The sequence below is a fragment of the Acidobacteriota bacterium genome (assembly GCA_003225175.1).
Classification (GTDB): Bacteria; Acidobacteriota; Terriglobia; order Terriglobales; family Acidobacteriaceae; genus Gp1-AA112.
This window is the reverse complement of sequence record QIBA01000028.1, coordinates 93465-112154: the sequence shown is the minus strand read 5'-3', so window position 1 is coordinate 112154 and position 18690 is coordinate 93465. Positions and strand designations below refer to the sequence as shown.

16 protein-coding genes and 1 pseudogene are annotated in these 18690 nt (G+C 55.5%); 11 read left to right on the top strand and 6 right to left on the bottom strand.

The genetic code is table 11. The annotated features are described in order from the left end of the window. Nucleotides 1-459: 459 nt before the first annotated feature. On the bottom strand, nt 460-3189 hold the full coding sequence (locus DMG62_01530; GenBank protein ID PYY24797.1) for an ATP-dependent DNA helicase Rep: 2730 nt from the start codon (nt 3187-3189) through the stop codon (nt 460-462). A gap of 170 nt (nt 3190-3359) precedes the next feature. Then, nucleotides 3360-4244, bottom strand: coding sequence for an MBL fold metallo-hydrolase (locus DMG62_01525; GenBank protein ID PYY24796.1), 885 nt, complete (start codon nt 4242-4244; stop codon nt 3360-3362). A 749-nt stretch (nt 4245-4993) separates the two neighbouring features. On the opposite strand from DMG62_01525, the gene DMG62_01520 reads away from it, so the two are divergent. Then, nucleotides 4994-6049 carry a hypothetical protein gene (locus DMG62_01520; GenBank protein ID PYY24795.1) on the top strand — a complete coding sequence of 352 codons (1056 nt, stop codon included), beginning with the start codon at nt 4994-4996 and terminating at the stop codon, nt 6047-6049. Nucleotides 6050-6172: 123 nt separating this feature from the next. On the opposite strand, the gene DMG62_01515 is transcribed toward DMG62_01520, so the two are convergent. Further along, nucleotides 6173-7348 carry an ATP-binding protein gene (locus DMG62_01515; GenBank protein PYY24794.1) on the bottom strand — a complete coding sequence of 392 codons (1176 nt, stop codon included), beginning with the start codon at nt 7346-7348 and terminating at the stop codon, nt 6173-6175. Nucleotides 7349-7554: 206 nt separating this feature from the next. Beyond that, entirely contained in the window at nt 7555-7824 is a 270-nt protein-coding gene (locus DMG62_01510) for a hypothetical protein (GenBank protein ID PYY24793.1), read from the bottom strand. On the opposite strand from DMG62_01510, the gene DMG62_01505 reads away from it, so the two are divergent. The 6 genes from DMG62_01505 to DMG62_01480 all read left to right on the top strand — a co-directional run bounded on the left by DMG62_01505 (nt 7825) and on the right by DMG62_01480 (nt 14511). After that, nucleotides 7825-8859 (top strand): porphobilinogen synthase, encoded by a 1035-nt coding sequence (locus DMG62_01505; protein ID PYY24792.1) that lies wholly within the window; start codon nt 7825-7827, stop codon nt 8857-8859. It abuts the gene before it with no gap. 166 nt (nt 8860-9025) lie between these two features. Beyond that, nucleotides 9026-9175, top strand: a complete 150-nt coding sequence (locus DMG62_01500) for a lmo0937 family membrane protein (protein ID PYY24791.1) — start codon at nt 9026-9028, stop codon at nt 9173-9175. A 205-nt stretch (nt 9176-9380) separates the two neighbouring features. Then, nucleotides 9381-10802 carry a dihydrolipoyl dehydrogenase gene (gene lpdA / locus DMG62_01495; protein ID PYY24790.1) on the top strand — a complete coding sequence of 474 codons (1422 nt, stop codon included), beginning with the start codon at nt 9381-9383 and terminating at the stop codon, nt 10800-10802. A gap of 438 nt (nt 10803-11240) precedes the next feature. Then, nucleotides 11241-12155, top strand: coding sequence for an octanoyltransferase (locus DMG62_01490; protein PYY24849.1), 915 nt, complete (start codon nt 11241-11243; stop codon nt 12153-12155). Nucleotides 12156-12208: 53 nt separating this feature from the next. Continuing rightward, nucleotides 12209-13537: a pyruvate dehydrogenase gene (locus DMG62_01485; protein PYY24789.1), complete on the top strand. Its 1329-nt coding sequence runs from the start codon at nt 12209-12211 to the stop codon at nt 13535-13537. Further along, nucleotides 13537-14511, top strand: coding sequence for an alpha-ketoacid dehydrogenase subunit beta (locus tag DMG62_01480; protein ID PYY24788.1), 975 nt, complete (start codon nt 13537-13539; stop codon nt 14509-14511). The genes DMG62_01485 and DMG62_01480 overlap by 1 nt, the downstream gene beginning before the upstream one ends. Before the next feature lie 40 nt (nt 14512-14551). On the opposite strand, the gene DMG62_01475 is transcribed toward DMG62_01480, so the two are convergent. Then, entirely contained in the window at nt 14552-15028 is a 477-nt protein-coding gene (locus DMG62_01475) for an ABC transporter (protein ID PYY24787.1), read from the bottom strand. Between the two features lie 242 nt (nt 15029-15270). On the opposite strand from DMG62_01475, the gene pgsA reads away from it, so the two are divergent. From pgsA to DMG62_01455, 4 genes and pseudogenes are all read left to right on the top strand, one after another. Continuing rightward, nucleotides 15271-15936: a CDP-diacylglycerol--glycerol-3-phosphate 3-phosphatidyltransferase gene (gene pgsA, locus DMG62_01470; protein ID PYY24786.1), complete on the top strand. Its 666-nt coding sequence runs from the start codon at nt 15271-15273 to the stop codon at nt 15934-15936. 51 nt (nt 15937-15987) lie between these two features. Continuing rightward, nucleotides 15988-16287: a hypothetical protein gene (locus DMG62_01465; GenBank protein PYY24785.1), complete on the top strand. Its 300-nt coding sequence runs from the start codon at nt 15988-15990 to the stop codon at nt 16285-16287. A gap of 5 nt (nt 16288-16292) precedes the next feature. Beyond that, nucleotides 16293-17213 carry a hypothetical protein gene (locus DMG62_01460; protein ID PYY24784.1) on the top strand — a complete coding sequence of 307 codons (921 nt, stop codon included), beginning with the start codon at nt 16293-16295 and terminating at the stop codon, nt 17211-17213. Between the two features lie 66 nt (nt 17214-17279). Beyond that, a pseudogene (locus DMG62_01455) lies at nt 17280-17952 on the top strand (DUF2238 domain-containing protein). Between the two features lie 29 nt (nt 17953-17981). On the opposite strand, the gene DMG62_01450 reads toward DMG62_01455, so the two are convergent. Next, nucleotides 17982-18650 (bottom strand): D-alanyl-D-alanine dipeptidase, encoded by a 669-nt coding sequence (locus tag DMG62_01450; protein ID PYY24848.1) that lies wholly within the window; start codon nt 18648-18650, stop codon nt 17982-17984. Nucleotides 18651-18690 lie beyond the last annotated feature (40 nt).

Below are 18690 nucleotides of genomic sequence, written 5' to 3'. Positions count from 1 at the left end.
TTGCCTTCTTACGATCTTCGCTGCTGAGTGACTTTGTATTTGCCATTGCGTTCCAATCTGGATGAGGTTGTAGGAATTGCCACCACGATTGTAATGGCTAGGCGCTGCTTGCGTAGTTTTGCTTGCGTGGTTCCCGGCCGCCTCGGCCGGTTTGCGGCGTCAGTCGGCGTAGATGTGGGCTCGTGAGATTGAATTGTTTGGAAATGACGAATTCTAAAATCAACTTCTCGCAGCCCCAAACCCTGCCCGTCCGAAGGCGGCCGGAACCACGCAGGCAAAACCATGAATGCTATGGCTCTCTGATGAACATTCGCACGATGATGCCCGTGAGGATCATTCCCAATCCGACCCACACCAGCACGCGCCCAGCCCGGAATGCGCCTGTATTCTGAACAACGAAGCCGATCACGGCGACGGCTAATCCGCCCCACCGCAGCAAATGTCTTAGCGCTTGCTTGCTCACACTCTCTCGAGTTGCGCGAACTTTTCGACCAGCTTCTTCAGTCCGAACTGCGGGAATTGTACCGTAAGCTTGGCTTCATCTCCGTCGCCCTCGCGCTTGTAAACAGTGCCTTCTCCATATTTCGGATGCCGCACGCGCTGCCCTGGACGAAATCCACGTTTGCCGGTCGGCTCTGCGACTTCAACCTTGGGACGCGAGAACTTCTTGCCGCGCGAAGCGAAGAATTCGGCGATATTGTCGATCGACTGATAGGGTGACCTCCTGTCGCCGTTGCGCTTGGTTGAATACGTCTTCTCCGGAGCCAGCGAACGTCCGAGGCGCGCGCGGGACGACGCGCTTTGATCTTCGTCTTCGTAGCTGTAATGACGTCCTTCATCCACCTCGCTCGACGCAGGTTCGCGCGAGCCGCGATGCGAGCCGCCGATCTCTTCTATCAACTGCGGCGGAATCTCCTCGAGAAAACGTGACGGCACGCTCGCTTCCGGCAAATCACTGCCATAGCGCCGACGATAGCGAGCACGGCTCAAGACGAGCGTATCCATCGCGCGCGTCATACCGACATAGCACAGGCGGCGCTCCTCCTCCATCTCGTCAGGATTGAGGAAGGTGCGAGAGTGCGGAAAGAGTCCTTCCTCCATGCCGACGAGAAAGACCAGCGGAAACTCGAGCCCCTTAGCCGAGTGCAAAGTCATCAACGTGACCCGCGAGCCTTCCTCATATTGATCGGTGTCGCTCACCAGCGCCGCGTGATCCAGGAACTCGCTCAGTGTCTCGGCGCGATCCGCCGAGTCGCGCGCGGCATTTACCAGTTCCTGAAGATTTTCAATTCGGGAATAAGATTCCGGCGTAGCTTCCTCTTCCAATGCCTTTACGTAACCGGTGCGGTCGATGAGGAACTTAATGACCTCCGGCAAGGTCGCAGCGCCACCCGGCGTGCGGAAGCCCTCCACAGGTGTCTCGTCGGGTCCAGCGGATGGCGCACCCTGGCCTTCTGGTAGAGAGGCAGCATGCTGCGTCTCTACGCTGCTGCTTCGTTCCGCAGCGGGTGGTTGTACGTCCCATGAGCCAAATAACTCATGCTGCTCGTTGGCTCCAAAACCGAAGCTGGCTTCATCGTCTTCTGTGACACCCTGGTCACCGCCAACCTCGTCGTTCGCCTGCGCCACATCTTTGAGAGGCTGAACGCCGAGTGCCGACCGCCGATCGTCCGCCTGCGGCTGAACGCTGAGTGCTGCGTGCTGAGTGCTCGGCGCAGCCGTATCTGCCGCCAGCCGCTCCACAAAGCTCCCTCCCAGCATCGCTTTGGCATCCTCGATGATCTGCTTAAACTCGCTAAGCGCCTGAACTGCGCGCCCAGGAAGCAGCTTCTCCTGGATCGCCTGCTCCATGGCGCTCCACATGCTCACTCCGGTTTCGAGCGACAGCCGCTCGAGTGTTTCGAGCGTCGTTTTACCGATTCCCCGCGCGGGCGTGTTGATCACGCGCAGCAGAGCGATCGAGTCGTCAGGGTTCTGCAGCAGCTTCAGATACGAGATCATGTCCTTGATCTCGGCGCGCTCGTAGAACGAGAAGCCGCCCACAACGTTGTATTTCAATCCATAGCGACGCAGCGCTTCTTCGAACAATCGCGATTGTGAGTTCGTGCGATACAAAATCGCCGCACGGCGAGGCTCATCCATCTCACTCGGCTCTTTCAAGAAGCGTGAGATGTAATCGGCAGCGAAGAGCGCTTCATTCTCCCCGTCAGGCGCTTCGTAGTAATAAATCGGAGTGCCGCCCTGCCGGTCCGTCCACAGCGTTTTTCCTTTGCGCTGCTTGTTCTTGCTCACCACTGCCGAAGCGCCTTCGAGGATGTTCTCCGTCGAGCGATAGTTCTGCTCCAGACGGATAATTTTCACTTCGGGAAAGTCGCGCTCGAACTCCAGGATGTTGCGAATGTCGGCGCCTCGCCACGAGTAGATTGATTGATCCTCATCACCGACGACGCAGACGTTGTGGTGCTCGCCCCCAAGCAGCTTCATCAGCTCGTATTGCGGACGATTCGTGTCCTGATATTCGTCGATCAGAATGTACTCGTAGCGCTGGTTGTATCGACGACGTACCTCACCGGAACTCTTGAGCAGCCGCACAGCCTCGAGCAGCAGATCGTCGAAGTCCATGGCATTCGCTTTCCGGAGCTCCTGCCGATAGACCTCGTAAACGTGCGCCACACGCTCGGTGTTCGGATCGGCAGATTTGAGATAGACCTCCTGCGGATCGAGCATGTGATTCTTCGCCCACGAAATCCGCCCGAGGACGCTGCGCGGAGTGAGTTGCTTGTCATCAATGCCGAGCCGTCGAATCGCCGCCTTCACCAGCGACAGCTGGTCGGCTTCATCGTAGATGGCAAAGCTTTTCGTCAGTCCCTGATCGCTGATGCGCAGCGCTTCGATGTCGCGCCGCAGCAGGCGCACACAAAACGAGTGAAATGTTGAGATTCGCGGCTGGGCGACAGAGAAGTGCCCGACCAGCCGGCTGACGCGCTCGCCCATCTCGGCTGCGGCTTTGTTGGTGAAAGTTACTGCCAGTATCGAGTCTGGCGCGACGCCGTGGTCCTGGATCAAATGAGCGATGCGATGCGTGATGACGCGAGTCTTGCCCGATCCTGCTCCAGCCAGGATCAGCACAGGCCCGTTCACAGTCTCAACGGCTACACGCTGCTGCGGATTGAGGGTACTGAGGTCCAACCTCTCAGTTTAAAAGAAGAGACGGGTAATCGGGGCCATCGGTTTGGTTGTCATTCCGAGCGACGCGAGGAATCCCTCTTGCCATGAGAATGCCTGGGTATCGGTAGGGTAGGGATTCCTCGCCGCAAAATCCGCGGCTCGGAATGACAATGGCTGAGAGCACCCGATCCTCAATGGCTCCCCTTCAGCTCCGTGTAGATGGTATCGATCCAGCGCTCGGTGCTAACGAAATCTCCTGAGTACTTGCTGTACGCGGCGAGGACGTTGGCCTTCTTGATTTCATCGGCGGACTTGCCCTGGCTTACCTGTGCTGCGACCAGGTTGAACGTGTCTTCCACCATCTTGGTGAATGCGCGCATGTCGTCAACTGTGGAAAGGTCACCATGTCCGGGGATTACCTTGACATCCTGGGGTACGAGGGTCACGACTTTCTTCAACGCCTCGATCATGCCTCGAACGCTGCCACCGCTGTTGAGATCGACAAAGGGAAAGCCATAGGTGACGAAATCATCGCCCATGTGCAGCACGTTTGATTGCGGGAAGAAGATCACGCTGTCTCCGTCGGTGTGTCCTTTTGGGAAATGGATCGCCTGGATATCCTCTCCGTTCAGGTGCACCGATACCTTGTCTTCAAACGTAATTACCGGCAACACCTTGGCTGGCTGCGGCGGGATCTCCGGTCCGGGTCCCTTTCGCCCGGCAGCGAGGCGCTTGCGCACATTATCCTGGGCAATAATTGGCGCTTGCTGCGAAAAGACCGGATTGCCGCCAGTGTGATCGCCATGCCAATGCGTGTTCAGCACGAACCGCAGCGGCTTGTCGGCGATGCCCTTAAGAGCTGCCTGGATTTTAGGAGCCAGTGGCGCATACTGGTCGTCGACGATCATGATGCCGTCGTCGCCTACCGAGACGCCAATATTTCCTCCAGCTCCCTGCAACATATAAACGCTGCCGGCAACTTTCTGGACCTTGATCTCAACTTTGCTGAAATCCTGCTGAGCAACTAAGACGCTCGAACTAAACAGCACAGCTACAGCGACGATGAATTTGCGCATGCTGCCTTCTCCTGAAATTGATCTAGGGAGTTGTATACGCCTGGGACGTGAACGGCAAGGGCACAATTTCACACCGATACTGAGAAGCCCCCAAACAGCCGGGTGCCGTTGTTGCGTTCATCCCGCCTTATCGCGCATATCCAAACTTTGAATCATTGCGGATGAATCATTCCCGGCAGGCTGACATCTAAAGCTCAGTTTCAACAGCTGCAAGCGATTGGACTGGAATTGCGATCAACGTTGGCCAGCGAGCTTTGACAGCAGTAAAAGAGGAGACTTATGGCCCAGGTGATTCCGTTTCATGTGCCCGATAACTTCAAGCCCAAATCAAAACGCCTCTGGCCGAGTGATGCGGGACGCGTGCTCCAGTTTCCGCGTCCCGAACCGAAAGACTTCGTCCAGCCCACATGGATTTTTCCCGAAGTCGACGCCGATCTTTCTCTGCGCGAAGGCTGACACGCATGGTCAGTCTGCTCTTCCTCTTTCAATGCCCTTGCTCTTAACCGGGGCATCACCTATCTGTTTTGCTAGAAGACACGCCTGGCTGGATCACCATCACTCCGCAATATTATGAACGGGTTAACCGCCATCGCCGCCCGTACAGCTTCCAAAGTATTCACTTCTCAATGATTTAGTCGCTTCCGCCGCGAACCAACAGAAGTACATGTCCCTTTGCTGGTCCCCGAAACAAAACATCATGCAGCAACTCGCAAGCCTTGTTGGACAATCTGAAATGAGACGGTGCTCTGATGGGCTTAGTCCGGCACAAAAGGATGGCTGCCGCGATCGCTTTGATGGCGATCGCGCATGCAGGCTACGCTCGTTCTGATGCGCCCAAAGAGAACGACCGCTCAAAATTACTCGGTGCGCGCGAGGGTACGGAACTGGCTAGGATGGCCCTCCAGTACCGTCCCGATGATGGCGTAAAGCCCGACTGCTCACATCTGGTCAACCAGATCTACCGCGAAGCCGGCCTCAACTTCCGCTTCGCCAGCTCCAGCGAGATTTATGCCGGAATCGATCCGTTCCAACGCGTTCGCCATCCCCAGCCCGGAGACCTGATCGTCTGGCGCGGTCATGTCGGAGTCGTGGTGAATCCGCGAGAGCACTCCTTTTATAGTTCCCTCCGCTCCGGTTTAAACACCGACTACTACGACGCGGACTACTGGACGCGCCGCGGCACGCCCCGCTTCTACCGTTATCGCGTGAGTGCGCAAGCGCCTGCCTCGCCCAGATTGCTGCGAACAGCGCATCGCCCTGACAGCGCCGATGATGAACAGAAGCTGGAGAGAACAGCCGCAGCCCCGCGAGAAATTATTGTCCCGGATCGGGACTCGTCCGCCACGGGCTCTCGATTTTTGATTGCTGAAGCGGATTTGCCGGGAAAACCCACAGCCGAAGACCTCCGTAGCGCACTGCTTCAGCACATCGACGACGCCGGTTCCGCGCTCGAATCGAGTCAAGCCTTGGACGCAAACAGCTCGGTTCTCGTAGTCGATGATGTACAAGTCGAGAAATTGAAGCTCAGGAAAGACCAGGGATCACTGGAGATCCGCCTGGATTGCTCCGTGGCTGTCGTTGATGGCCAGGTCACCGCAAATCCACTCTCCCAAAAAAGGAAATTGAAGCTGCAGCACGCGGAAGCCGGGTGGATGGTCGAGGATAAAGATGCCCCACTCTACGTGCCGCGTCAGATTGCTCTGCGGGTCTTCGCCACGCAGTTGGCAATGGCCACTCGCCAGGACCGCGACCAGGACATCGCCAGGCTCCTCAGAATTTTGAATGCCCTCGCGCCGGAAAAATAAGACGCCAAAACTGATCAATTGAGCTCGAGGACCACAATGAAACTTTCATCCTTCGCTCCGCAGCCAAACTGCGTTCCGAAACGGCCATTCAGCCGCGGTAGCCGGGATCTGCTGTTCTAATGATCATCGCGCTGGCCATTTCCAGGTCGGAACAGTGCGTTGGCTGTTGCTCGCGATTACCGTTTCGCCAAAGTTCTTATCCAGCTTGATCGAGTGACAACCGGGTTGTTCCTCGAGCGACGAGATCAGCCGCGGTGAGTGGGTTACAACCACCACCTGCGTCCGCGCTGCGGCTTTTGCAATCAGGCGTGCCAGAGCGCCGAGTAAGTCTGGATGCAGGCTGGTCTCGGGTTCGTTCAGCACCATGAGCGTCGGTGGACGCGGCGTGAGTAGGGCGGCGATCCATAGCAGATAGCGAAGCGTGCCGTCGGAGAGTTCGGCTGCGGAAAGCGGGCGCAAAAGCCCATGCTGCGACATTTGCAGCGCGAACCTGCCGCTTTCTTCCGGCATGACAGAAATCTTGCTGCCGGAAAATGCGTCAGCGATGGCCGTGTCCAGCAGTTCGCCATCGCCCAGCTCGACGATGGTCTGCATTGCAGCGGCGACATCGGATCCATCGTCTCCCAAAATGGGAGTCCACGTGCCGATCTGCGGCGAACGCACTGGGCTCTGGGCATCTGTGCGGAAATGATCGTAAAAGCGCCAGGCGCGAATCGATTCTCGCAGCGCAAGCATCTCGGGCGCGCTGCGCGGATCCGAGAGGTAGGTCATCATGCTGTCAAATGTAGAAAGGTTTTGCGTAACGATGTGCCAGCCGCCATCTTCAGTACGAACCTTAAGGATGGGCCCATCGCGATCAATGAGCAGCGCGCTGGGACGAAGTTGGACCCCGTGCCAGATGCACTCGCGCTTGATGTGCGGATCGCGCTTAAATGCGGAGGGATCGTCCTTGGTTTGTTTAGGCAAGCCCATGTCGATGGCATAGTTGTAGTCGTCCCCGGCGAACCCAAGGCGCAGATAGATCGGCTGCTTGCGCCGCGTTCCCTCAACGGGAAACTCACCCAGACGCACGGAGCGGGCAATCGTCTCCGGACCTGCCCAGAGCGTCGACTGCAGTCCGCCTTCGCGGGCGATAGAGGAAACAACGCGTCCCTGTGCCACATCCGCCAGCAGCCGCAGGGCGCGATAGAGATTTGATTTCCCTGTGCCATTCGCTCCGGTGATCACATTCAGACGTTCGAATGGAAGGACGACCTGCCGCAGAGAACGGTAGTTGGAGATCGCCAGCGTGTTCAGCATGAGCCTCTGAAAGGTACCAGCAAAAACCTGACAGCGGCTAGAGAGCTCGCTCGCTTGATCGACATCTTGCCGACTCGTTCTAAGTCATCCTCAATTATGAAGGCGCCGGGCGGCCGACCCTTTTCTCTCTTTGGGTCCTGAGCATTTTCCAAACTGTGCGTGCCGCACTCTGCGCGGGTTTTCGCAGGGTGCGCTTCCACCAGCGGCTATAATGCTGCGCCGTGCTGATTCGAAATGAGAAAGTGTGCGCCTCCGGTCCAGTAGGCAAGTGGGCTTGAAACGTTTCTTTGTCTTCGCTGCCGCTTTGCTGGTTGGCTGCTGCGTTGCCGGACTTGTGCTACACCTCCCGAAATTCCGCAAAGCGCCTCCGCAGCACGAGTCCGCGACGCCTGCTTTTCCAAGCTGATCATTGGCAGCACGCCCACAGCAGACCGCCAGCCAATGGTTTTCACCCAGCTTTCAAATACAATTCCCATATGGCTTTCCCTGTGACACGTCTGCGTCGGCTCCGTCGGAACGAGGCTCTGCGTTCGATGGTGCGGGAAACGCGGCTTACTCCCGAGTCGCTGGTTTATCCACTTTTTGTTTGCCCGGGCGAGGGTGTCCGAAAAGCGATTCGTTCGATGCCCCGCATCTTCAATCTTTCCATCGACCAGGCGATAAAGGAAGCTCAGGAAACTCACGCGTTGGGAATTCCAGCCATCATCCTCTTCGGACTCCCAGAAACGAAAGACGAGCAAGCAACTGGAGCCTGGGCAGATGATGGCATTGTGCAGCGGGCAACCCGCGCCATAAAGCGCGCGGTTCCCGATTTGATAGTGCTTGGGGACGTATGTCTCTGTGAATACATGTCCCACGGACACTGCGGGATTGTGAGAAAAACAGCGGCAACCAGGGCTGGCGATCTCGGCGCGGCGGCGGCCGCTACGGCGCCTTCGGTTGAGTTCGAGATTGAGAATGATTGCACACTGGAAATTCTGGCGCGAACAGCGGTTTCATTGGCAAGAGCAGGCGTGGACATCGTTGCCCCTTCGGACATGATGGACGGCAGAGTTGCCGCCATCCGGACAGCTCTGGACGGAGCAGGTCTCCAGAACACTCCAATCCTTTCTTACGCAGCCAAATTCGCTTCCGGCTTCTACGGTCCATTCCGGGAGGCGGCAGATTCTGCTCCGCAGTTTGGCGACAGACGCTCTTATCAGATGGATGGTGCGAATCTCCGCGAAGCGATGCGCGAGATCCAAACCGATGTGGACGAAGGCGCGGATATGCTGATGGTGAAACCGGCGATGCCATACTTGGACGTGCTTGCCGCAGCGCGAGAGCGCTTCGACGTTCCCATTTGGGCATACCAGGTGTCCGGTGAATACGCCATGATCCAGGCGGCTGCCCAGAATGGCTGGCTCGATCTGCAGCGCGTGATGCTGGAATCTTTACTCTCGATCCGCCGAGCGGGGGCAGGAACCATCCTTACGTACTTCGCAAAAGATGCAGCAAAATTGATTGCTTGATTTCGCCGATCAGCGTTGCCGAGCGAAGCATCCGCATTGGGAGTTGCTGGCCTGCTGACGGTCCGTGCACTGTGTGAAGTAGAGGAAAGTATTTACTTATCTAGCAACACCATTCAGAGTGGCCCCATCTTATCGAGCGAGGACTTTAAAGAGGGAGGGCCGAAATATGCTTTGGACAATCTTTGCCATCTTGCTGATTCTCTGGCTTCTAGGATTCAGCTTCCATGTGGCCGGCAGTTTGATCCACTTGCTGTTGGTGGCGGCCGTGATCGTGTTGATCGTCAACCTGATCACTGGACGGCGAACGGTGGTCTAGCTGGGATCGCAAGATCAGGATGGCCGCTCACATCGTGGGCGGCCCTTCCTTTGTAACCTCAACGACTCAACAAGTTCCTTCGTTCCAACTATCCAATCTGCCGCTCGTTTCGAGCCCCAGCGGTCACGCTTGCGACCAAATCCTGCTTGTTACAATCTAATGTTTGTCTTCTAACCGAATTCCCAAGAAGTAAACGGAGTCCCAATTGCCAGAGACTATCTACGACGCAGCCATCATTGGCTCCGGTCCGGGCGGCTATACGGCCGCGATTCGCGGCGGAGAGTATGGACTGAAAGTCGCACTGATCGAAAAAGATCCGAAGCTCGGCGGCACATGCCTGCACGTAGGCTGTATCCCGACCAAGAGCCTGCTGTTCGACGCCGAGATCTACGACCACTTCAAGGCGGCGAAGGAGCACGGTATCGAGAATGTCGACGGCATGAAAGTGAATTGGGGTACCGTTCAGGATCGCAAGAATAAGATCGTCACCAAGCACGCGAAAGGACTCGAGTTCCTGATGCGCAAGAACAAGGTCACGGTCGTTCCCGGTTACGGCAGGTTGACTGGTCCAGTAAAGAATGGCGTGCTCGAAGTAGAAGTGACCGGAGACGATGGCAAAAAGAGCATGCTGCACACGAGGAACGTGATCCTCGCCAGTGGATCGCAGGCTAGAATGCTTCCCGGTTTGAAACCTGATCCCACGATTCTTACGAACATCGAGATTCTCTCGCTCGGCACAATTCCGAAATCGCTCATCGTAATCGGATCGGGCGCCGTAGGCGTCGAGTTCGCTTCAATCTACAAGTCCTACGGAGCGGAGGTGACAATCCTCGAGGCGCTTCCACGGCTTGTGCCTGTCGAGGATGAGGACATAAGCAAGGAATTGTTGCGCGTCTACAAGAAACGCGGCATCAATTGCCATCTTGGAGCGAAGGTCGAGAAGGTTGAAAAGACTAAAGACGGAGCTGTGGTGACCTTCACCGGCAGTGATGGCAAACAGCAGAAGCTCGAGGCCGAGAAGGTGCTGATCGCCATTGGGCGCGCCCCGCAGACTGATGATGTTGGCCTGGAAAAGAGCAAAATCAAAGCCGACCGAGGCTTCATTCCCACAAACGAATGGATGCAGACAACGGAGCCGTGCATTTATGCGATCGGCGACATCGTTTTGGGAATGCCTCAGCTGGCCCACGTGGCTGCGATGCAAGGCATGGTTGCCGTGGCGAAGATCGCAGGTAAATACGCTCGTCCAGTGAAGCGCAATCTAATACCCGGAGCAACTTACTGCGAACCGCAGATCGGCAGCGTAGGCCTAACCGAAGCCCAGGCGCGAGAGAAGGGCTACAAGGTAAAAATCGGGAAGTTTCCATTTACTGCGAACTCGAAGGCGAGCATCATCAGCAGCCACGACGGTTTCATCAAAGTTGTCTCAGAAGAACAGTACGGCGAAATCTTGGGTGTACACATCATTGGTCCACAGGCCACGGAACTGATCTCTGAGGCTGTGACTGCTATGCAGCTCGAGGCCACGGTAGAAGAGATGATGTTCACTGTTCATGCGCATCCAACTCTATACGAGGCGCTGCTTGATGGGTTTAGCAGCGTCGAAGGCAAGGCGATCAATATTTAAAGATGAAGCTCCACGGGGTTCTGCAGAGTAGGACGAATAGTATTTGGAGCGCAGTAAGAAAGTCATAAGGAGTTCAAGCATCGAAGCAAATGGGGTCTTATACTTTGCGCGAAAGCCAAATGATGACCCCGCTCTAGGTACGGTGAACAGCATTCTGAAACAGGCGGGACTGAAGCAATGAAACATTTGGTAGTAGTCGAGCCGAAGGAAGACGGGCTCTTCAGCGTATTCTCCGGACCTGCAGGGCTGCTGCGTCTCCACCAGCCGCACGCGTGAGGAGGTTTAGCGCAATATGGAAGAAGCAATCGAATTTAATGTCGAAGGATTGCACTGGAGAGGCCTCGGGATTCCCAGCCAAAAAAAGCTACTCAACTTACCTGGAAGCGCAGGAAGCTTAACGCGGAATAGGAACATTTGAGTGGCTTCAACTCTTCGCAAATGATCTCCATACTCTACCTCGGCAGAATCGACTATGGCACCGCGCTGAGCCTGCAGCAAACGCTAGTCGAGCTCCGCAAGGAGCAAAGCATTCCTGACGTGCTGCTTCTTCTGGAACATTTTCCGGTCATCACTCTCGGTCGCAATGCCAGCCACAAAAACCTGCTGGTTTCTCGAGATATTCTGCAAAACAAGTCTGTTGATGTTTTTGAAAGCAATCGCGGCGGTGACATTACTTTTCACGGCCCGGGGCAGCTTGTGGGTTACCCAATAGTTGATTTGCGAGGTTTCTCTCCTCGGCTGGGAGCGGTTGAGTTTGTCAGACGCCTCGAAGAAGCTTTGATTCGAACCTGCGGTGATCTTGGAATCCCTGCTGAGCGCATCTGTGGGCTGACTGGGGTTTGGACGCAAGCCTCAAATTCTCAGAGTTGCTTTGCCAATAATTGGCCCATCAAGCCTACAGCAATCGAATCGCTAGCTTGCGAAAAGGCGATTGAACAAAAGAAGATCGCAGCTATTGGCGTTCACATCTCGCGCGGTGTTACCAGCCACGGTTTTGCTCTTAACATCACAACAGATCTGGACTATTTCAAGCTGATAGTTCCTTGCGGAATCAGTGATCGACCGGTGACGTCCATGGCGCAAGAGCTTGCAGGTAAGGGTACGGTGCCGAGCATAGAGGCCGTTGCAAATGCCGTCTCACTAAACTTTGGGAGAGTTTTCGCACGGCAAATGCTCTCGCTTGAATCGCTTGAGGCATTATTGAGCACTGAAGCGATGGAGGATCGTCCCGCTGACGATGCTCAATCCACTACAATAGGTGTTCCCCTGCAGGTTCCCAAGAACCTTCGGGAAGTGCGTCGCGAGCAGAAGGCCCCTCAACTCGGCAGCAAAGACGAAGTCTCTCTCGCCTGATTCGTCTGCGATTGGCTTTGGGGGAATCTCTCGCCGTCGCAAACCGCCCTGCGATGAAGAAGAGCGAGAGCAAGCCTCAAACCAAGACGCCGATTAAGAGCCCTCGCAACACCTCTCGCTCTGAACTTCAAAGTGCCAATGGTTCACGCCGCAATAGCGCATCCAGCAACCAATACACAATTTCTCGTAATCCGAATGGCATTCCTGACTACCGCCTCGAGGTGCTCGAGTGTCGCACGGTAGAAGAATGTGTAGACGGCCAATTTCGCTATGCCATCGAAGGCGATCTGACGGCAGAGCCTCCCCCACTGCGCGAATCCAAGTACCTAAACAAGCAGCAAAGCATCGAGATTTATCGCTACATGCTGCTCAACCGCAAGATGGAGCAGACGCTCGAAAATCTCTTCAAACAACAAAAAGTTGTCGGCGGCGTGTATCTCGGGCTCGGACAGGAAGGCTGCTCCTGCGCCTCTGCTTACGCGCTGCGCGAGGGTGATTGGATCGGACCACTGATCCGCAATCAGGGGGCGCTGCTGGTTCGAGGATTCAAACCGCGCGACTTGATGATGCAATACATGGCCAAGTCTGGCGCCCCTACCGGAGGGCGGGATGCCGGCTCGCATTTTGGGGACAAGCACCAGCGCCATATAGCTGCGCCAATTTCAATGTTAGGGGATCTCATTCCCGTTTTGGCAGGCGTTGCGTTGGGTGCGCGACTTCAAGGCAAGAACATCGCGTGTCTCACATGGGTCGGCGATGGTGGGCAATCCACTGGTCCAACTTACGAAGGCTTCAATTTCGCCGCCGTGCAAAAGCTCGGAGTGATACTGATCATAGAGAACAATCTGTGGGCCTATTCCACTCCTGTCGACCGCCAGGTAGCGTGCACGGACCTTGCAGATCGCGCGATTGGGTACGGCGTGCCGGGGTTCATCGTCGACGGCACCGACCCTAATCAGGTGTATGACGTGACTTACGAGGCGGCGCAAAGAGCTTATGGCGGCGAAGGCGCCACCCTCATCGAGGCCAAGATGATGCGCATGCGTGGACACGCCATGCACGATGCCGCAGCGTATGTCCCTCCTGCCTATTTCGAGTACTGGAAAAAGCGCGATCCAATTGCACGCATGGAGAAGTATCTGCTAGAGAAGCACTGGCTCACTCCGAAGGAGAATGGCGATCTAGTCGCTTTCACACAAAAGCAGATTGAGGAAGATCGGGACTTCGCCGATGCCTCGCCCTATCCCGACGGATCAACAGCAGGCGAGCGCGTTTTTTGTGATAACTCGGTTGAGATCCCGCTGCTGTATGGCACGCCCAAAGTGAAACAAGTAAAAAAGAAGAAACTAGGAGCGGCCAGCGACGTGGCGCATTTCCGATAATGGCACCTGTCACTTACCTCGAAGCAATCCGCGAAGGCATTTGGGAAGAGATGGAACGCGATCCGGCTGTCTTCTGCATCGGAGAAGATATCGGTGTGTATGGCGGCGCCTTCAAGGTTACCGAAGGATTTATTCATCACTTCGGTAGCGAGCGCGTGATTGACACGCCCATCGCCGAAGCTGCCATTGTAGGCGCCGCCTTCGGAGCTTCGCTCACTGGCATGCGTCCAGTTGCCGAGTTCCAGTTCATGGACTTCATTAGCTGCGCACACAACCAGATCATCAACATGGTTGCGAAGGCTAATTATCGCTGGGATGCGCCTGCACCTGTGGTGCTTCGAGGACCCTCAGGCGGTGGCGTGAGCGGCGGTCCGTTTCACTCGCAGAACCCCGAAACCTACTACGCGCATACGCCTGGACTGAAAGTAATTTGTCCTGCGACTGCCCACGATGCCAAGGGTCTGGTCAAAGCCGCGATCCGCGACAACAATCCCTGTCTTTTCTTCGAGCACAAGTTTCTCTATCGTCGCATCAAGGAAGAATTGCCCGCCAAGGATTACACCATCGAGATCGGCAAGGCACGAGTTCACCGTGAAGGGCGCGACGTAAGTGTGATTACATATGCGGCGATGGTCTATGTCGCCCAGGAAGCTGCAGACATTCTCGCGAACGAAGGTGTCGAGCTGGAGATTGTCGACTTACGTACAGTCGCTCCTCTCGACAAGGAAGCGATTGCGAATACGGTTAAGAAAACCAATCGCGTGATCATCCTGCACGAGGACACAAAGACCGGAGGCCTTGCCGGAGAAATCGCGGCGGTGATCAACGAACTGGCGTTCGACGATCTCGATGCTCCTATCACGCGCATCGCCTCACTGGATACTCCAGTGCCATTTTCGCCGCCGCTGGAGAAATTCTTCCTTCCCAAAGTGGAGAATGTAGTTAGGGAAGCACGGCGGCTGAGAGCTTACTAGTTCGGCATTCGTCTTTGAGTGACCCGGGAAACGGAAGCCGCTACTTCCAGGCTCCGAACATTTTCCTGAGCATCACTAGCTGGCCAAGGTGATATGAATTGTGGTCAGCCACAAGTAGCGCTTCTCGGAGCAATGTCTGACCATCACCATGCGGAATTCGCGCACAAAGCTGCTGCTCATCCCCTTGCGACACGAGCTTCTTCACTTCCTCAAGATCGCGACGAAATGCGGCAATACTCTTCTTCCACGCTTCCTCGTCAGCCGGCGCGGAAGACTGTGGCCAGTATCCGTCTGGCCATTTTGGCGAAACATGTTTCGAGTTGCGACTGAATTCGAGGATATCCCACTGGGCAATTCGCATGTGTTCGAGGAGTTGCCAAGCCGTGTGTGGAAATCCCTTGATCTTCTTGCCGCGCAATTCGGCTCCAAGCCCACGAACCGACTGGTCGAAACCGACATGAGCGCCTTCAAAATTCAGCAGATTGATGACGTGTTGCTGCAGAGATGAGTTCTTCATAGATTCGCTTCCATTTCATCACGGAGACACAGAGACACGGAGAAAACCAAGAATTCAGTAGATCAGGAAAGACGAAATTGTAGCGCGCAAAATGTCACTGAGTTTGGGGAGCGGCGGAAAGTACTGCGAAGCTTGTTCATCATGCTCTTGGGTTTCTCCGCGCCTCCGTGGTGAAATGACGTGGTGTTTGCTATCAAAATCCCAGTGGCGGATAATCAAGGTTTTGGAGCTGTCTGCACGCGGTGAATCTCCCCAATTACATCACGCTGAGTCGCATCTTCAGTGTGCCCATCTTCATGTGGCTGCTGTCGAGCAGTGTGTTTTCCAGCCGGAACGGCGAGAAGGAGTTGGTAGCTTCCGCCCTCTTCCTCCTGGCATCAATCACTGACGGCCTCGATGGGTACCTCGCCCGTAAGAGAGGTCAGGTCACGACCATCGGCATGCTGCTTGATCCGCTCGCGGACAAGCTCATGATCGCCGCGGCATTTATATCTCTCGTGCAATTTAATCCGCGTATCGTACCTGCATGGATTGCCGTAATCATCATTGGACGCGAATTTCTGGTGAGTGGTCTCCGCGGAATTGCGGCGTCGGAAGGGTTCACAATTCAGGCCAGCGATTTGGGAAAGCTGAAAATGGTGGTGCAGATCGTGAGCGTGGTGGCCGTAATTCTTGACCATCGCTGGCTCAAATGGAACATAGGTCCCTTCATATTTCCTGTGGACCTGATTGCGCAGATGTCGATCTGGTTCATGGTCGCCGTGTCGATCGTCTCTGCCGCAGATTACTTTGTGGCATTCTGGTCGAAGATCGACCGAAAGGCTTCAGAGCGCCGGCGAAGACGTCCCTTTGTCCTCAGCCGTCGCAAGCATCGGGAACTTCCACCCGAAGTGCAACCCAATCCCTAGCAACTGTGGGCCTGGTCCTCAGCTTCTTTAAGTCTTGATTAAAATATGAATATGTCGTCGATTGAGATGAAGGAGATTCGAGTTCCCTCAACGCTGATTCTCGAGCGTCGCCCCTCAGTTACTTATACGGTTCTAAAATCAGTTGCTACAGCGCTGGCCCTCGCAGTCATGTCATTCTTCGTTCTGAACATTTTGGCAATTGCGTTTCTCGCGATTCTTGCGGCGGCGACGCACAGGGCTGTTGATTTTTCGCTGGGCTATCGATATTTCGCTGCGCCATCGGCATTGGGGATCTTTGTAACCGCCATGATCGGATCTTTGATCTTCTTTTTCCGAGAACGAAGCCGGTAATTCCAATGCAACTGATGACGATTCCCACTTCGGAGCTCCCATTAGTTACTCGCAGTCCAGAGCGGCTTCGAGAGTATTGCGCGCAACTCGAAGCGGGCGACATCATTTTTTTCCCGGAAACGCCTATCAAGATTCCCGAAGAAGACCTTGACTTCTTACTCGGTCATCAGCACGTTTTTGGAACGTTTCACAAAAATATCGCCTATCGTCCTCTGGAAGATCGCATCTCCGGTTTTGAGACACAGGATCCGGCGACGGCAGATCGCTTGCGGCGGATCATGCACCGCTACTCGAAGGACGTGATCGATTTTCTCGGAGGATTTCTCGGTCCGTATCGCTCCAAGTGGAAGGTAGACTATGCCAGTTACCGTCCCGAAGAGGAGGCCGGACGCGATCTCGCTCTTCGTAAACGCAACGATCTGTTGCACACAGATGCCTTCCCCACTCGTCCAACTCAGGGCGATCGCATCCTGCGCTTCTTTAACAACATCAATCCCGCGAAAACGCGGAACTGGATGACAACCGAGACCTTCGATGTACTCGTCGAAAAGATGCGCGCAGGCAAACTGAAGGGCGGAGGTTCTGTGCCGTTGCCCTCATCGATGGCGATGCCGGCCTTGAAGCGCGCGCTGGCAACATTTGGTGTCGGAGCGCTGGTGCCTTCCTTAAAGCGCTCGCCTTACGACGAATTTATGGTGCGTTTCCACAACTACTTGAAGGAGAACTCCAGCTTCCAAAAAAATTGTCCCAAACAGCATTGGGAGTTTCCTTCAGGCTCGAGCTGGATGGCGTACACCGACATGGTCAGCCATGCGGTGCTATCAGGTCAGTTTGCGTTGGAGCAGACGCTCATCGTGGCAAGGCAGGTGATGGTGACGCCGGAGAAGTCGCCACATGGCATCTTGAGCAGGCTGGTTACCCGTTAACTGACTTTATCTGATTTCGCCGAACAACCGAGGGGCTGTGTTGCTACAATGCAGCAAATTGAATCCATGAGCACAGCCGCCTCAGCTGTTTCTCACGAGTCTCGAGTCCCCGGTTCCAATCTCTTTCTGCTCTTTGTTTGTGGGATTTGGCTGGCATGGTCGGCCATACGTCCGCACGATTACCTAACTTGGACCCTTGAAGTCTTACCAGGAGTGTTAGCGATGGTGGCTGTGCTGGCCACCTGCAACCGCTTTCGCTTTTACGAGTCTCGTATACACCTTGATCGTGTTGCATTGTGGGATTCTGTTTATCGGCGGGCACTATACCTATGCTGACGTTCCGCTGTTCAACTGGATTCGCGATCACTTCCATCTTGCTCGCAACCACTATGACCGAGTGGGCCACTTCGCACAGGGATTTGTGCCGTACCTTATCGCACGCGAGGTCACGATTCGGCGCAGGGTTTTCAAGAGCAAAGGTTGGCGGATGTTCTTCTGTGTTGCTGTGTGCCTCGCCATCAGCGCTCTCTACGAGTTGTTCGAGTGGCAGTCCGCCCTGATTGGAGGCTCTTCTGCTGACGCCTTTTTAGGAACTCAGGGCGATGCATGGGACACACAGGAAGACATGGCTACCGCGCTGTTTCGGGCGTTGATTGCCGAACCCATCATGGGTCGCCTACATGATCGCGCGCTGGTGCCGCTCGCCAAGACGAACGCGCCTGGCACTCTCATCGGTTAAGTTTCAGAACTGCCACGTATCAGCGCGACTCACCGCACTGTGTGTTGTGCCTTGTTTGCTCGAGTTGTGGCTGGTCCGCCGCCTATATCTTCGAAGCGGACATTCATGATGGGATACTCTTTCCAATCCTTGTAGTCGTAGTGCCACCATTCATTTGGGTACACGGTGAATCCTTCCTCTTCCATCGCGCTGCGCAGCGTCGCGCGATGTAGTCGCTCTTCCGCGGTGCCGCCGGGATATTCAGCAAACGCCCGCGGGGTCATCTCGTCGTAGACGCTGGGCATCGATACTTCGCGTCCTGTCTTGAGGTCGTAGATGCTCAAATCAACGGCGCAGCCGCGGTTATGCTTTGACCCGGTTGCCGGATCGGCAACGAAGATCTTCTTGTCGTCCGGAGTGGCGTCCCAAAACATCCTTGTCACATACCACGGGCGATAAGCATCGTGAATCACGACTCCGTAGCCTTCGGCGTGCAATCTCTGATTGGCGCGTACGAGCGCCTCAGCGGCCGGACGTTGCAGGAAGGCGCGTGCTTGCGAGTACATTGGCGTGCTGAGAAAGTTCTGGCTGGTAGCGTAACGGATATCGAGTTTTATCGTTGGATCCAGCTTTACCAGCTCCACAAGTTCAGGCTTGCGGAACTGGCCAAGCTCTACCGGTGGTGTGGATCGCAAAGCCTCGGCGCGCAGCTCTTCGATTGCTCGCTGTGGTTTGAGGTGGAAGATACCGTCAGTGATC

Excerpts from the sequence above, each read along its gene's own strand:
- DMG62_01475 (PYY24787.1), bottom strand. The coding sequence starts at position 15,028 with ATGAAGAACTCATCTCTGCAGCAACACGTCATCAATCTGCTGAATTTT.
- DMG62_01485 (PYY24789.1), top strand. The coding sequence starts at position 12,209 with ATGAAGAAGAGCGAGAGCAAGCCTCAAACCAAGACGCCGATTAAGAGC.
- DMG62_01515 (PYY24794.1), bottom strand. The coding sequence starts at position 7,348 with ATGCTGAACACGCTGGCGATCTCCAACTACCGTTCTCTGCGGCAGGTC.
- DMG62_01480 (PYY24788.1), top strand. The coding sequence starts at position 13,537 with ATGGCACCTGTCACTTACCTCGAAGCAATCCGCGAAGGCATTTGGGAA.
- DMG62_01510 (PYY24793.1), bottom strand. The coding sequence starts at position 7,824 with ATGGGAATTGTATTTGAAAGCTGGGTGAAAACCATTGGCTGGCGGTCT.
- DMG62_01500 (PYY24791.1), top strand. The coding sequence starts at position 9,026 with ATGCTTTGGACAATCTTTGCCATCTTGCTGATTCTCTGGCTTCTAGGA.
- DMG62_01505 (PYY24792.1), top strand. The coding sequence starts at position 7,825 with ATGGCTTTCCCTGTGACACGTCTGCGTCGGCTCCGTCGGAACGAGGCT.
- DMG62_01465 (PYY24785.1), top strand. The coding sequence starts at position 15,988 with ATGTCGTCGATTGAGATGAAGGAGATTCGAGTTCCCTCAACGCTGATT.
- DMG62_01525 (PYY24796.1), bottom strand. The coding sequence starts at position 4,244 with ATGCGCAAATTCATCGTCGCTGTAGCTGTGCTGTTTAGTTCGAGCGTC.
- DMG62_01460 (PYY24784.1), top strand. The coding sequence starts at position 16,293 with ATGCAACTGATGACGATTCCCACTTCGGAGCTCCCATTAGTTACTCGC.
- DMG62_01520 (PYY24795.1), top strand. The coding sequence starts at position 4,994 with ATGGGCTTAGTCCGGCACAAAAGGATGGCTGCCGCGATCGCTTTGATG.
- DMG62_01490 (PYY24849.1), top strand. The coding sequence starts at position 11,241 with ATGATCTCCATACTCTACCTCGGCAGAATCGACTATGGCACCGCGCTG.